This window comes from Bradyrhizobium sp. MV1.5 (assembly GCF_055807615.1).
Window position 1 is genome coordinate 61,128 of the sequence record NZ_JBVVPL010000016.1, and the last position, 13,229, is coordinate 74,356.

General features: G+C 65.4%; 10 protein-coding genes, 1 other RNA gene and 1 pseudogene. 8 read left to right on the forward strand and 4 right to left on the reverse strand.

Features of this window, described 5'->3' with window-relative positions:
* Window positions 1–113: 113 nt before the first annotated feature.
* The 3 genes and pseudogenes from AC0L2J_RS17305 (at window position 114) to AC0L2J_RS17315 (ending at window position 4,728) form a co-directional block, all read left to right on the forward strand.
* On the forward strand, window positions 114–1,913 hold the full coding sequence (locus AC0L2J_RS17305; RefSeq protein ID WP_063995216.1) for an ABC transporter ATP-binding protein: 1,800 nt from the start codon (window positions 114–116) through the stop codon (window positions 1,911–1,913).
* A 67-nt stretch (window positions 1,914–1,980) separates the two neighbouring features.
* Window positions 1,981–3,387, forward strand: a complete 1,407-nt coding sequence (locus AC0L2J_RS17310) for an MATE family efflux transporter (protein ID WP_063995217.1) — start codon at window positions 1,981–1,983, stop codon at window positions 3,385–3,387.
* A gap of 72 nt (window positions 3,388–3,459) precedes the next feature.
* A pseudogene (locus AC0L2J_RS17315) lies at window positions 3,460–4,728 on the forward strand (O-antigen ligase family protein).
* Here the strand turns inward: AC0L2J_RS17315 and AC0L2J_RS17320 are convergent.
* Both AC0L2J_RS17320 and AC0L2J_RS17325 read right to left on the reverse strand, forming a co-directional pair.
* A complete protein-coding gene (locus tag AC0L2J_RS17320; protein WP_035974350.1) occupies window positions 4,725–5,468 on the reverse strand; it encodes a sulfite exporter TauE/SafE family protein in 744 nt (247 codons plus the stop codon). The pseudogene AC0L2J_RS17315 and the gene AC0L2J_RS17320 sit on opposite strands and share 4 nt — an antisense overlap.
* A 275-nt stretch (window positions 5,469–5,743) precedes the next feature.
* Window positions 5,744–7,114: an aminotransferase-like domain-containing protein gene (locus tag AC0L2J_RS17325; protein ID WP_473392377.1), complete on the reverse strand. Its 1,371-nt coding sequence runs from the start codon at window positions 7,112–7,114 to the stop codon at window positions 5,744–5,746.
* A 49-nt stretch (window positions 7,115–7,163) separates the two neighbouring features.
* Here AC0L2J_RS17325 and AC0L2J_RS17330 point away from each other — a divergent pair, with 49 nt between their 5' ends.
* Complete coding sequence (locus tag AC0L2J_RS17330) at window positions 7,164–7,628, forward strand: DUF983 domain-containing protein (protein ID WP_473392382.1); 465 nt, start codon at window positions 7,164–7,166, stop codon at window positions 7,626–7,628.
* Window positions 7,629–7,700: 72 nt separating this feature from the next.
* The gene (locus tag AC0L2J_RS17335) at window positions 7,701–8,414 is read left to right on the forward strand and encodes an alpha/beta fold hydrolase (RefSeq protein ID WP_473392384.1); all 714 of its coding nucleotides are present in this window, start codon (window positions 7,701–7,703) and stop codon (window positions 8,412–8,414) included.
* A 163-nt stretch (window positions 8,415–8,577) separates the two neighbouring features.
* On the opposite strand, the gene rnpB is transcribed toward AC0L2J_RS17335, so the two are convergent.
* Window positions 8,578–9,058: RNase P RNA component class A (gene rnpB / locus AC0L2J_RS17340), an RNA gene on the reverse strand.
* A 148-nt stretch (window positions 9,059–9,206) separates the two neighbouring features.
* Between rnpB and AC0L2J_RS17345 the strand changes: the two genes are divergently transcribed.
* Complete coding sequence (locus AC0L2J_RS17345) at window positions 9,207–9,560, forward strand: YciI family protein (RefSeq protein WP_007600836.1); 354 nt, start codon at window positions 9,207–9,209, stop codon at window positions 9,558–9,560.
* A 22-nt stretch (window positions 9,561–9,582) separates the two neighbouring features.
* On the forward strand, window positions 9,583–10,815 hold the full coding sequence (locus AC0L2J_RS17350) for an RNA polymerase sigma factor (protein WP_473392386.1): 1,233 nt from the start codon (window positions 9,583–9,585) through the stop codon (window positions 10,813–10,815).
* 114 nt (window positions 10,816–10,929) lie between these two features.
* On the opposite strand, the gene AC0L2J_RS17355 is transcribed toward AC0L2J_RS17350, so the two are convergent.
* Window positions 10,930–11,712 carry an N-acetylmuramoyl-L-alanine amidase gene (locus AC0L2J_RS17355; protein WP_035974348.1) on the reverse strand — a complete coding sequence of 261 codons (783 nt, stop codon included), beginning with the start codon at window positions 11,710–11,712 and terminating at the stop codon, window positions 10,930–10,932.
* Between the two features lie 525 nt (window positions 11,713–12,237).
* Here AC0L2J_RS17355 and rsmH point away from each other — a divergent pair.
* The gene (rsmH, locus tag AC0L2J_RS17360) at window positions 12,238–13,227 is read left to right on the forward strand and encodes a 16S rRNA (cytosine(1402)-N(4))-methyltransferase RsmH (protein WP_007613550.1); all 990 of its coding nucleotides are present in this window, start codon (window positions 12,238–12,240) and stop codon (window positions 13,225–13,227) included.
* Window positions 13,228–13,229: the final 2 nt, after the last annotated feature.

Below are 13,229 nucleotides of genomic sequence, written 5' to 3' on the forward strand. Positions count from 1 at the left end.
ATCGCTTCGCTTCCCAGATCAAAGCCAACTTTAAGTGACGCCGTCTCGGCCCTCGCGGCCGGCCTGCGTCCATCAATGGAGCCGGCCCGCGCCATAAGCGGCCGGATGATGCCATGACCGCTCTGTCAAAACGGCCCGCGGCGATACGCGTGGTGCTGCCATTCGTGTTCCGGCACTGGCTGAAGCAGCCGGGGCGTACCCTCATCGTCGCCGGCGGCTTGCTGGGTGCGACCATCGCCGACCTGTTCATGCCGGTCTTCTCCGGCCATCTGGTCGACGCCCTGACCCGTGGCCCGTCCGATCCCGCCGCGCGCCACGCGGCGCTGATGGCCCTGGGCGGTATCGTGGCGCTGGGCGCGGCGTCCATGGTGCTGCGGCTGACCGGCCTCCAGGCCATCGTGCCGTTCTCGCTGAAGATCATGTCCGAGGTCGCGCAGGAAGCCTTCATGCGCGTGCAACGCTTCTCGACCGACTGGCACGCCAACTCCTTCGCGGGATCCACGGTGCGCAAGGTCACCCGCGGCATGTGGGCGCTCGACCTGTTGAACGACACCATCTTGATGGCGCTGGCGCCGTCGCTGCTGGTGCTGATCGGTTCGATGATCCTGCTCGGCCTGCACTGGGCTTCGCTTGGCGCGGTGATCGCGCTGGGCGCGCTGGCCTATGTCACGATGACGGTGCTGTTCTCGATGCGCTACATCGCGCCGGCCGCGCGAATCTCCAATGCCTGGGACACCAAGGTCGGCGGCACGCTTGCGGATGCGCTGACCTGCAACGCGGTGGTGAAGTCCTTCGGCGCGGAGGCGCGCGAGGATGCGCGGCTTGCCCGGGTCGTCAACCGCTGGCGCGTGCGCGTGCGGCGGACGTGGCTGCGCTACAACTACACCAATCTGGCGCAGCTCTCGGTGCTGCTGGCCTTGCGCGCCTCCGTGATCGGCGGTGCCGTGCTGCTGTGGATGTCGGGGCGGGCCTCGCCCGGCGACGTCACCTATGTGCTGACGAGCTACTACGTCATCCATGCCTATTTGCGCGACGTCGGAATGCACATCAACAACCTGCAGCGTTCGGTCAACGACATGGAAGAGCTGGTGGCGATCCACGACGAGCCGATCGGGATTGCGGATGCGCTGGACGCGCGGCCGATCGCGATCGAGCGCGGCGAGCTCGTGTTCGGCGACGTCACCTTTCACTATGGCGGCCATCACGCGCCACTCTATGACGGATTGTCGGTCACGATCCGCGCCGGCGAACGCGTCGGTCTCGTCGGCCGCTCCGGCTCGGGCAAGACCACCTTCGTCAAGCTGGTGCAGCGGCTCTACGACGTCACCGGCGGCCGTGTTCTGATCGATGGGCAGGACATCGCCAAAACCACGCAGCATTCGCTGCGCAGCCAGATCGCGATCGTGCAGCAGGACCCGATCCTGTTTCACCGCTCGCTCGCCGAGAACATCGCCTATGGCCGGCCCGGCGCCAGCCTGGAGGCGATCGAGCAGGCGGCACGGCTGGCCAACGCGCACGACTTCATCGTGCGGCTGCCCAAGGGCTACGGCACGCTGGTCGGCGAGCGCGGCGTCAAGCTCTCCGGCGGCGAGCGGCAGCGCGTGGCGCTGGCGCGCGCCTTCCTGGCGGACGCGCCGGTGCTGATCCTGGACGAAGCGACCTCGAGCCTCGATTCGGAATCCGAGGCGCTGATCCAGCAGGCGATGGAGCGGCTGATGCGAGGCCGGACCTCGATCGTGATCGCGCACCGGCTGTCGACGGTGAAGAGCCTCGATCGCATCCTGGTGTTCGACCGCGGCGAGATCGTCGAGCAAGGCACGCATGCCAGGCTCGCGTCCAAACCCGGCGGCATCTATCGCGGCCTGTTCGAGCGCCAGGTGGTGGAGCTCGGGCGCATCGCGGCGGCGGAGTGAGGAAGAGGAATGGCGCGTGGCATCGAGGCGAACTTCCTGACGCTGCGCCGCCAGAGGGTGGAATGAGATGAAAGACCTGACAGACGGCTCCATCGTCCGACACATCCTGGTCATGTCGCCACCGATCATGGCCGGCATGATCTCGATCATGATCTGCCAGCTGGTCGATCTGTATTTCGTTTCGGGATTGGGCGATGCCGCCGTTGCGGGTGTCGCCGCGGCCGGCAACGCCGGCTTTCTCGTCAACGCGTTGATGCAGGTGCTCGGTGTCGGCACGGTGGCGCTGATCGCGCATGCCGTGGGACGCAAGGATCGGCCGGACGCCAATCTGATCTTCAACCAGGCGGTCGCGCTGTCGGCGCTGTTCGGCGTGTTGACCCTGGTCGCGGGATCGGCGCTGTCGCGCCTCTATATGCGTTCGATCGCCGCGGACCAGGCCACGATCGAGGCGGGAACCACTTATCTGCTGTGGTTCATGCCGGCGCTCGCCCTGGAATTCGTCATGCAAGTGATTGCATCCGCGCTGCGCGCGACCGGCATCGTGCGCCCCGCCATGTTGGTGCGCGTCCTCGCGGTCGTCATCAACATCGCGCTGGCGCCGGTGCTGATCTCGGGCTGGGGCACCGGCTACGCGTTCGGCGTCGCCGGCGCGGGGCTGGCGAGCTCGATCGCGGTCGCCGTCGGCGCCCTGATGCTGTTTGCGTATTTCCGCAAGGTCGAGCGCTATGTCGCCTTCAATCCGGCGCAGTGGCGTCCGCAGCCGCGCCATCTGAAGCGCATCCTCAATGTCGGTCTGCCTGCCGGCGGCGAGTTTGCGATGATGTTCATCTTCATGGCGGTGGTCTATTTCGTGCTGCGCGATTTCGGCGCGGCGGCGCAGGCGGGGTTCGGGATAGGACAACGAGTCCTGGCCCTGATCCAGATGCCGGCGCTTGCGGTTGCGCTCGCCGCCGGGCCGATCTCCGGCCAGAACATGGGCGCCGGAAAAGGCGAGCGCGTGCGCGAAACCTTCGTCAAGGCGGCGCTGATCACCAGTGTCGTGATGATCGGCTTCATGTGCCTTGCGCAGTTGAAGCCGCAGTTCCTGCTCGCGGGGTTCTCGAACGACCGGGAGACCATGGAGATCGCTTTCCTGTTCCTGCGGATCATCTCGCTCAACATGGTGGCGCAGGGCCTGATCTTCACCTGCTCGAGCATGTTCCAGGGCCTCGGCAATACCAAGCCGGTGCTGTGGAGCTCGGCAACGCGCGTGTTCACCTATTCGCTGCCGGCGATCTGGCTGTCGACGCGGCCGGGCTTCCGGATGGAGTACGTCTGGTACTTGTCGATCGCGGCGACCACGCTGCAGGCGGCGCTGAGCTTGTGGCTGCTACGGCGCGAATTCAGCAAGCACCTGGTGGTGCTCCGGCACGAGGAGGCTCCAGCACAGGCTGCGCCCGAGCCCGCGGCGTCTCCTGCACGCGCGCCCGCGTAGCGATCGCTTGTCCCCGCCCCACGGCTCCGGCTAATTTGCGGCGCCGTGGGGATGGCGGCTGCAAGGGGCCAAATGACCGAGGTGTCGAACGAGCAGCGGCCCAATTCCTGGCTCTCCGCGATCTGGGCGGCACGCTAACGCACGCCAGCCCGCTTCGTCGCGCTGATCGCGCTGCTCCTGCCGTGGACCACGACCGGGCTCACCTTTGCGCTCATACCCTGGCTGATCGCGTTCGCGTTCGCCGACCTCCGCGAATTTCCGCGTTCGCTGCTTCGGCCGATCTGCCTGCTGCCGATTGCGCTGGTCGCACTCGCCGTCATCGGCACGCTCTGGTCCGATGCGCCATGGCCGGACCGAATCCATGCGATCGGCCCGGCGGCGAAGCTGCTGGTGATTCCGCTTCTGATCTACCAGTTCGAGCGCTGGCCGTTTGGCGGCTGGGTGTTTTCCGCGTTCCTGGTGTCCTGCACGGCGCTGATGCTCTATTCCTTCGCCGTCGCCGTCGATCCCGCACTGTCGCTGAAACTCTATCTGTCGCGCGGGCCTTACAAGGTCGAAAGCGGGATCGCTGTGCGCAATTATATCGACCAGAGCCAGGAGTTCGCACTCTGTGCGATCGCGCTGGCCTACCCGATCGTGTCGCTGCTGCGAGAGGGCCGTTACCGCATCGCGGCGCTGTTCGTGGCGCTCGCGATCGGCTTCCTCGCCAACATGATGTTCGTCGTGGTCTCGCGGACGGCGCTGGTGACGCTGCCGATCCTGATCGTGGTCTTCGCCCTCTTGCATCTGCGCCGCCGCACCGCGCTGCTCGCCGCGGGCGTGATGGGGATGTTGGCCGTGCTGCTGTGGACCGTCTCGCCGCATCTGCGCGCGACGCTCGCCAAGTTCAGCGGAGACTACGAAGTCAGCATCGTCGGCAACGACGTCAGCGGCATGGGGTCCCGACTGGAGTTCTGGCGCAAATCGCTGGCGTTCACCGCGGAAGCGCCGCTGCTTGGTCACGGCACCGGCGCGATCCGCGGCCTGTTCGAGCGCGCGGCTGCCGGCGAGAGCGGGGTTCGGGCGGAAATCGTCGGTGATCCCCACAACCAGACGCTCAATGTCGCCGTGCAATGGGGAGCGCTGGGCGTGGTGGTCCTCTACGCGCTCTGGTTCGCGCATCTCTCGCTGTTTCGCGGAGAGGGTCTGGCCTGCTGGGTCGGCCTCCTGGTCGTGGTGCAGAACATGCTGTCCTCGCTGCTCAATTCGCATCTGTTCGATTTCGCCGAGGGCTGGATCTACGTGCTTGGCGTCGGAATTGCCGGCGGCACGGCGCTCGCCGCGAAGACGATACGGAGTTAGTGCGTGCCCAAACTGTTCCAGACGAGGCCGAGGCCCGACAGGAACAAGAGACCGAGCACGACGTCGCCGAAATGCTTGTCGCTCAGCGCGTGATAGACGCGCGCGCCGGCCCATGCGCCGATCAGCGTGCCCGGAAATGCGATCACCGCGAGCCAGACCACCTTGAACGCGACGAGGCCCGAGGCGGTCTGCAACACCAAAGCGGCGGCGAGCACGGTGAAATTGAAAAGCTGGAAGATGCCGCGCCGCTCGTGCTTGTTCCAGCCGCGGATGTTCGCCCACAGGATCGGCAGCGGCCCGGACAGTCCGGCAAGGCCACCCAATATGCCGCCAGCAAAACCGATCGCGCCGTCGGCAATGCGGCCGCCGAAGGTGAGGGCGAGCGGCTGCTTGTTGAGATAGAGAGCGGTCGAAAACACCAGGATCAGCACGCCGACGCTCAGTTTGAACACTTTTGGATCGGCGGAGGCGACCAGCATGGTGCCCAGCGGCACGCCGATCAGTCCTCCGATCAGGAACGGCCAGACCAGCGCGAGATCAAAACTTTTCCACATCGACGGCAGCGTCGAGCTCTGCGCGATCACCGAGCAGATCAGCACCAGAGGCACCGCGAGCGAGGGCGGCAGTACATAGAGCCAGATGCCGAGTGCCATCAGCGCCGTGCCGAAACCGGCAAGGCCCGAGACGAAGCCCCCGGCCAGTGCGCCGAGCAGCAGCAGCGCGTAGGTGAGCATTTCCAACAGATTGTCCCTGTCGCCTGGGCGATCCCGAACTGTTGATCGCCATTGCTCGCATAGCACAGCTGCGGCCGTGCAGGTCAATTTCAAAACCGTACGCAAGCGTGATCCTCAGCAGCGCTGCGGTCGATCGGCCAGTCTCCCGAATGAGACTATGGAGAAGGATGATGACCCGCACGAAGATTGCCGTCGCGCCGAGCGAAGCCTATGCGGCCTATCCGTCCCCGTCGCACCAATCCTGCGCTCGCGGCATCGCCGTCAGCATCGATAGGTATTTGCTAGACGATCTGTCTGGTGTCGGCGGGCCTGTGCAGCGCGCTCACGAGGATGCGCAGCGCTTCCGTCAATTCCGGCCTGTTGCGCGCCGCGCCAAGCGAGACGCGTGCCGCATGCGGCAGCGTTCCGTCGACGGTGAAGGCCTCGCCGGCGACGACTGCCAGTCCATTCCGCAGCAGATGCGCCGCGACGTCGGCACGGCCCTCCGGCAGCCGCAGCCAAAGATGGTGAGCGGCGGGCTTGGCCTGGAACTCGAAGCCTTTCAGCGCCCGTTGCGCGAGCTGCTGGCGGCCGATCGCCTCGCTCCGGATGGCGGTGATGATGCGGTCGGCAATGCCGGTCTCGATCCAATGCGTCACCAGCGCGACCATCAGCGGCGCCGGCATCTGCACCGTTGCCTGCAAAGAGTTGCGCATCTCCCGCTGCGAGCTGCTGTCGGGCGTGACCAGATAGGCGACCCGCAGCGCCGGGGCGATGCATTTCGACAGCGTGGTCGCAAGATAAGTCCGTTCCGGAATGAGATTGGCGATCGGCGATGCCGACCGATCGAGCAGCCCGTAGGCGTCGTCCTCGATCAGAATCGTATCGGCATCGTTGATGATCTTGGCGATGGCGCTGCGCCGCTCGGGGAGCAGCGTCGCGGTGGTCGGATTGTGCAGCGTCGGAATGAGATAGACCGCTTTCGGCTTATGCGTGCGGCAAGCCTTTGCCAGCGCGTCGGGCAGGATGCCGCCGTCATCCATGGCGACGCTGACGAGCTTGACGCCGAGCCGCGCCGCGGCGGCCCTGATGCCGGGAAAGGTGAGGGCCTCGGTCAGCACGATGTCGCCTGGACGCGCAAGATGTGCGAGCAGGTTGAACAGGATCGTCTGCGCGCCGGGAAAGATCACGAGCCTGTCGGCATGCGCATGTGGCACGCGTGCGCGCATCCAACGCGCCGCGACCTCGCGCTCGTGTGCGCTGCCGCCCGGCGGCTGGTAGTTGAGATGCGCCGTCAGGCCCGATTGCGCGCGGATGGCTTCCATCCCGGCGATGATGCGCTCGTCGAGCTGCGCTTCGAGTGGCTGCGGCGGCACGTTCATCGAGAGGTCGATCGCGACGGGATGCGGCAGATCGACCGCGCGGCGCGCGCTGGTCTCCGACACGAATGAGCCCTGGCCGACCCGGGCTTCCATGATGCCGCGGCGCCGCGCCTCGGTGTAGGCGCGCGTCACCGTGGTGAGGTCGATGCCGAGCGCCTTTGCCAGCGCCCGCTGCGTCGGCAGTTGCTGCCCGCGCACCAGCCGGCCGGCGGCGATATCGGCCTCCATGGCCTCGACGATGCGCTGATAGCGCGGCCCGCTCAGCTCCGAGATTGTAGGGGTCCAATCCATGCAATTAGCGCCCATATCCTTTGAATGTATGGATGCAAGATAGTATTGTATGGATCAACAAAAAGGAAGAGGTGGGGTCATGGCGACCGGTTCAGTCTCTCTGGCAAAAGCGATGTGGCGCGGATTTCGGGGCAAGTGCCCGAACTGCGGCGAAGGGCATGCATTCGGCCGTTTCCTGAAGGTGGCGGATACCTGCGACCATTGCGGCGAGGAGCTGTTCCACCAGCGCGCCGACGATTTTCCGGCCTATCTCGTGATGGTCGTCGTCGGCCATCTTGTGGTCCCTGCGATCCTCGCGATCGAAACCGCCTATGCGCCGGCCGTCTGGCTGCAACTGGCGGTGTGGCTGCCGGTTACGTTGTTCGCTTCGCTCGCGCTGCTGCAGCCGACCAAGGGTGCCATCGTCGGGCTGCAATGGCAGATCGGCATGCACGGTTTTGAGCCGGGCAAGCTGCGGCGCGAAGCTGGTCAGGGTGCACCCGTTTTCGTGAAGGTGAATGCGAGCGCGGCTTAAGGAGCCATAGCGTTTACATCGCGGGGTCGCCCGCTACACTCCATCGTACAAACAAGAATGATGGAAACGCCGATGGCCGCACGCTCAAAAACCTTCCTGCTCTGTCACGGCGCGTGGTCCGGCGGATGGGCCTGGAAGAAGATGCATCCGCTGATGGCGCAGGCCGGCCATCGTCTGATTGCGCCGACCTATACCGGGCTCGGCGAGCGCGCGCATCTGGCCAGTCCCGCGGTCGATCTCGACACGCACATCCAGGACATTCTCAACGTCATCAGGTTTGAGGACCTCGGGGACATTGTGCTGCTCGGCCATAGCTATGGCGGCATGGTCGCCACCGGCGTCGCCGATCGCGCGCGCGAGCGGGTGACGCAATTGATCTATCTCGACGCCTTCGTGCCGCGTGACGGCCAGTCGCTATTCGATCTCAATGAGGGCGGGCGCGAGCCGATGCGCAAGGCAGCAAGCTCTGGCGACGGCTACCGCATCCCGCCGAACCCGCCGCCGCCGGATACGCCGCAGGCCGATCTCGACTGGCTCAACGCCCGCCGGATCAACATGCCGATCAAATGTTTCGAGACGAAGCTGAAGCTCGAACATGGCGAGCCGGCGATGCCGCGCAGCTACATCTATTGCACGCGCATTCCGCCAGGCGACGTGTTCGGGCAGTTCGCCAGGCGCACCAAAAGCGAGGACGGCTGGCGCACTTTCGAGCTCGACGCCAGTCACGCGCCGAACGTGACAGCACCGGAGGCGCTGATGGGCGTGTTGGAGGAGATCGTCGGCTAACTCACAGTGGTCATTCCGGGGCGTGCGCAGCACGAGCCCGGAATCCATTCCTCTACAGACTCTGTGGCTTGATGGATTCCGGGTTCTCGCTTCGCGAGCCCCGGAATGACGGCGCCAAATGGTGAGGGGCTCGATGCGGTCAGCATAGAGCCCCTCGTTGCAAGATATCAGCCGGCCTGTAAGCCGGGTTCTGTAGGGCACCGTCCGCTTGCGCGAACGATACGTGACGGCCATTCCTCTGGGACCATGTTTGCACATGGCCTCGAGCAACCTACCCGGACGGCGGGCCTGACATCGCCCCGCGGCGTTATCGCTTTCGCGAACAGCCCGCTATGCCGTCCCTATTCGGTTTTGCTCCCGGTGGGGTTTACCATGCCGGCTCCGTTGCCGCAGCCGCGGTGCGCTCTTACCGCACCTTTTCACCCTTACCCGTCTACGCAGCTGACGCTGCTACGACGTGGCAAGCCTTGCGGGCCTGCCTCGCCGAAGCCCCGAAGGGGCGAAGGCGGGCGGTTCGTTCTCTGTGGCACTTTCCCTGGGGTCGCCCCCGCCGGACGTTATCCGGCACCGTATGTCAAGGGAGCCCGGACTTTCCTCCCCGGCGACCTTTCGGCACTTGCCGGAGCGGCCGTCCGGCCGACTGACGGCTTACGCATGAAGCATTTGTGTCGGTTCCGCAAGCCGTTATCGCCGTGCACGGTTCGCCCGAAATAATTTATCCTGAAGATGTCGTTGGAAGCGTGTCCCGTTCGACTGGTTGTCGGTGATCCCAAGTACAACAGGAGTTAGGCGATGCAGTATTTGCTGATGATCTACCAGAACGAAGCCGAGTACGCGAATATGCGTCCGGCTGCCGGCCAACAGATGACGGCGGAATATCAGACCTTCACGCAAGGCATCATTCAGAGCGGCAATTTCAAGGCCGGCGACCGGCTCCAGCCGACCACGACCGCGACGACCGTGCGCGTGCGCGATGGCAAGACGCTGACGACCGATGGCCCGTTTGCCGAAACGCGCGAGCAGCTCGGCGGCTATTACCTCGTGGAGGCCAAGGATCTCGACACTGCGATCGAGATCGCGTCGCGGATTCCGTCGGCGCGCATCGGCTCGATCGAGGTGCGGCCGATCTGGGTCTACGACAAGTGATGGCGCAGCCGCACATCGTCACATGACACTGTCCGAGATCGACAAGATCTTCCGCGACGAGGCGGGGCGGACGCTTGCCACGCTGATCCGCCTCGTCGGCGATTTCGATCTCGCCGAGGACGCGCTTCAGGACGCCTTTGCGGCGGCACTGGAGCGCTGGCCGGCGTGCGAGTTTCCCGACAACCCGCGCGCCTGGCTTGTCAATGTCGCCAAGCACAAGGCGATCGACCGTATCAGGCGCCAGGCCGTCTTCCGCGGCAAGGAACAGGCGCTCGTGCACGAGCTCGAGCTGAACGCACAGGCGCCCGCCGAGCCGTCGGCGACACTCGACGACGATATGCTGCGGCTGATCTTCACCTGCTGCCATCCTGCATTTGCGCCCGAAGTCCAGGTCGCGCTGACGCTGCGCACCGTCTGCGGGCTTTCCACGGCGCAGGTCGCGCGCGCCTTTCTTGTCAGCGAGGAGGCGATGGCGCAGCGTCTGGTCCGCGCCAAGCAGAAGATAAGGCTCGCCGGCATTCCCTATGAGGTCCCCGAGCGCGGCACGCTGGTGCAGCGGCTCGACGGTGTGCTTGCCGTGATCTATCTCGTCTTCACCGAAGGCTATGTGGCGACGTCGGGGGCGGATTTGATGCGGCCCGATCTTGCGGCCGAGGCGATCCGGCTTGGCCGCTTGCTCGACCGGCTGCTACCCGATCGCGCGGGGATCAAGGGCCTGCTGGCGCTGATGCTGCTGCACGATGCGCGCCGCGCAGGGCGCCAGACCGCCGCGGGCGACATCGTGCTGCTGGAAGAGCAGGATCGCTCGCGGTGGGACCGTGCACAGATCGAGGAAGGTCTGCGTCTGGTGGACGACGCACTGCGCGTGCCCGGCCCGCCACAGCCCTATGGAGTACAAGCTGCGATCGCTGCGTTGCATGCGCGTGCGCCGAGCTATGAGCAGACAGACTGGCCGCAGATTGCCGGGCTCTATGAAGTGCTGCTGCGGATCAATCCGTCACCGGTGATCGAGCTGAATCACGCAGCGGCAATGTCGATGGTCGATGGTCCCGCACGCGCGCTCGATCTCGTGGATGCGATTACGGCGCGGGGCGGGCTTCATGGCTACGAGCTGTTGCCGGCGGTGCGGGCGGATTTGTTGCGGCGGCTCGGCCGGAAGGAGGAGGCGCGCGAGGCCTATCGCGCGGCGACGGAGGCGACGCAGCTCGAGCCGCTGCGACGACTTTATGCGCGAAGGATGAGGGAGATGAACTGAATTCCGTCATGGCCGGGCTTGTCCCGGCCATCCACGTTCTTCCTGTGCGACAAAGACGTGGATGCCCGGGACAAGCCCGGGCATGACGGAGCAAGACGTTCTCGAAGACGTCAACTATTTCGACGCGACCGCCGTTCCCTCCGCCGGCAAGCTTCCCAACAGCGCCTGCAAGGTCGACAGCGTCGAGTGATCCGCGACCCCATCCAGTCGCGCCGGGCGGAAATGGCGCTGGAAAGCGGTGACGACTTCCATGGTCGCGGCGTCGTATTTGCCGGTGAGGGGAACGCCGTAGCCGTATCGGGCGAGCGCCTGCTGCAGGCTCAGCACCTCGTCGCTGATGGTGCCGAGCATCAGGCTCTCGCCGCGCACCACCGGCGCGGGCGTGACCCAGTGGCCGACACCGGAATTGGCGAGCGAATGCCACGGAAATTTTTCGCCGGGATCTTTCTTGCGCGCGGGCGCCACATCGGAATGGCCGAGCACCCGGTGCGCGGGCACCTTGCGGCGGAGCATGATGCCGCGGCACAGTGCGATCACGGCGGCGATCTGGCGCAGCGGAAACTCCGGATAGCCCCAATCGTGGCCGCGATTGACGATCTCGATCCCGATCGAGCAGGAATTGATGTCGTCCTCGCCGGACCAGGACGAGACGCCGGCATGCCAGGCGCGCCTGGCCTCCGGCACGCATTGCACGATGCGGCCGTCTTCCAGCACGACGTAATGTGCCGACACCTCGGTGCCCGCGGAGCAGAGCCGCGCCAGCGCACCTTCGACGTCGGGCATGCCGGTGTAATGCAGCACGATCATATCGGGCTGCCGGCCCTTGTTACGGTCGCCATGGTTCGGTGAGGGGATGATGTCGGAGACGATCGAGGAGTCCGGCTCGAACGTCCGCATGCTCGCGGCGGCCTTGGGAACCGGGAGAACACGTTGACGCTTCGAATCAGATCCAGACGGCGTGGACGAACCGGACGACATAGACAGCTCGAGATAGAGAGAGTGTGTGGGCCAAGCCCTTCTCTTTACTATTCCTTTACCCTCGCTCGTGCGCAATCGCGCGACGCGGTTAACGGATGCATTTTGGCGCATGTGTGTGGATGAAGCATCACCGCCGCGTCAGCTTTTCGACTTGTCGCGAGCCGATCAACGCTTTCTTAACGCTAAGGGCCGTTACTGAGAGATGAAGAGCCGACCCGCGTCCGGAGGCGGCCAAAGCGTATTTTGGCTCGAAATCCCATGGCTGCCCGACAAGTTCCAAGGGGAATACTGGGTTGGTGGCCCGGGACGACCGGGCACGGTAACCATGTTGGACGGGGGTTGGGTCGTGGAACCGCCGCGACGCGGAATCATTCGAGGCGCTATGAGCTTGTTCGTCCCCGATCTCACCTGGGAGTCCGGCGGGGCGATTGGCAGGCCTGGCGCATGAGTTCGGCTCCGCACATCCCCGTTCTTGGCCGTGAGGCCATCGACCACCTCGCCCCGCGCGAAGGCGGCCTATACATCGACGCGACGTTTGGCGCCGGCGGCTACAGCCGTGCGATTCTTGACGTGCCGGGAACCCGGGTGATTGCCATCGATCGCGATCGTACTGCGATCGAGGGCGGCGCCGAGCTGGTCGAACGCTCGGCGGGCCGGCTGACGCTCGTTGAAGATCGCTTCTCCAACCTCGCCGAAATCTGCGCGGCTCAACGCGTCGATGACGTCGTCGGCGTCGTGATGGATGTCGGGGTGTCCTCGATGCAGCTCGACCAGGCCGGCCGCGGCTTCTCGTTCCGCCTCGATGGTCCGCTCGACATGCGGATGGGGCAGGCAGGCCCGACTGCGGCCGATGTCGTGGCGCGCGCATCGGAAGGCGATCTCGCCGACATCATCTATCTCCTCGGCGAAGAGCGGCAGTCGCGTCGCATCGCCCGCGCCATCGTCGCGGACCGTCAGGAGACGCCGTTCACCACCACGCGCGCGCTCGCCGATCTCGTCGGCAGGGTGGTTCGTTCCAAGCCTGGGGATATTCACCCGGCGACGCGGACGTTCCAGGCCCTGCGCATCTTCGTCAACGAAGAGCTCGAGGAACTCCAGAACGCACTCATCGCTGCCGAGCGCGTGCTCAAGCCCGGTGGTCGCCTCGTGGTCGTCTCGTTCCATTCGCTGGAAGATCGCATCGTCAAGAATTTTCTCGCCGAGCGTAGCAAGACGGGTGGCGGCTCACGCCATCTGCCGGAAGTGTCTCAGGCGGTGCCGAGCTTTCAGCTGCTGACGCGGCGGCCGGTGATTGCAGGCGAAAACGAAGTCGCGCATAACCCGCGCGCGCGGTCGGCAAAACTGCGCGCCGGCGAGCGCACCTCGGCGCCCGCGCATGACGATCGCGAGCAATCGTCCTGGCCAAAACTCTCCGACGTCATGAGAGGTGGCTAGCG